The sequence below is a fragment of the Vibrio sp. Y51_MX_L26 genome, from assembly GCF_024181935.1.
GTDB lineage: Bacteria > Pseudomonadota > Gammaproteobacteria > Enterobacterales > Vibrionaceae > Vibrio > Vibrio diabolicus.
In genome coordinates this window covers 1-1089 of record NZ_JAMZAS010000030.1, presented here as the reverse complement: position 1 = coordinate 1089, position 1089 = coordinate 1, and the positions used below count along the sequence as shown (strand labels likewise).

General features: G+C 46.3%; 1 protein-coding gene. It reads left to right on the top strand.

Translation table 11 applies throughout. The features are described 5' to 3' along the window. Positions 1-105 precede the first annotated feature (105 nt). Positions 106-1053, top strand: a complete 948-nt coding sequence (locus NL645_RS23070; RefSeq protein WP_253652475.1) for an IS30 family transposase — start codon at positions 106-108, stop codon at positions 1051-1053. Positions 1054-1089 lie beyond the last annotated feature (36 nt).

The following is a 1089-nucleotide window of genomic DNA, read 5'->3' as shown; positions in this document are numbered from 1 at the left end:
CCCGATTTCAGATAATAAGTGCGACATTCATGGAAAGGTGTAGAAGAGGAAGCCAACTGCTGAAAGTGGTACGCTCTTCTCGCCAAAGAAACAAGCAGTACTACCATGAATTATCAGCAGTTGACCGAGGGCAGAAGATACCAGATTTCTGCTCTTTTGGAACGGGGAATTTCCGTTTCTGAAATAGCTAAAACAGTTCAGTGCCATCGCTCTACGGTATATCGGGAGCTTAAACGTGGCCGCAAGGGCAGTCATTATTGCCCAAACGAAGCCCAGGTGTTGTCAATCAAAAAACGTACATCAGCGCGTAAATACCGTATACCTCAGGAGCGTGTTGATTTTATCCGCCTCCTTTTAGAAGCGGATTGGAGTCCAGAGCAGATTTCCAGTGTATTAACTAAAGTCGGTGCCGCCGTCAGCCATGAGTGGATATACCGATTTGTTGCGCTGGATAAACGCTTGGGTGGCAAGTTATATCGCCACTTGAGGCAAGGACACAAGCGGTATCGTCGCGGTAAAAAAGAGAAAGCGCCAGCAATCAAGAATGCCGTTTCGATCGATGATAGGCCGAGCATCGTTGACAGTAAGGAGCGATTTGGTGATTGGGAAATCGACACCGTATTAGGCAAGCACGGCACTGGAGCAATGGTGACTATTTTAGAGCGTAAAACACGATTTTACGTGGTAAAGAAAGTGCCATCCAAGTCAGCGGATGATGTCACCAAAGCAACAATAGAGCTACTCATGCCTTATAAGGAGCATGTGCATACCATCACGACAGATAACGGGAGAGAGTTTGCAGGTCATGAAACCATCGCAAAGGAGTTGGAGGCTGAGGTGTACTTTGCCCACCCTTATAGCTCTTGGGAGCGTGGAGCCAATGAGAATGCTAACGGTCTTTTAAGGCAATATGTGAAGAAAGGAACCGACCTAACAACGGTAACAGACAGCGATATTGAATTCGCTCTATTGCGGATAAATTATCGACCGAGAAAATGTTTAGACTTCAAGCAGCCAGCAATTGTATTTAAAGAAATGGCATTGGCTGCTTGATATTAGCGAGTGTCGCACTTCGCAGTTGAATTCGGG

Excerpts from the sequence above, each read along its gene's own strand:
- NL645_RS23070 (WP_253652475.1), top strand. The coding sequence starts at position 106 with ATGAATTATCAGCAGTTGACCGAGGGCAGAAGATACCAGATTTCTGCT.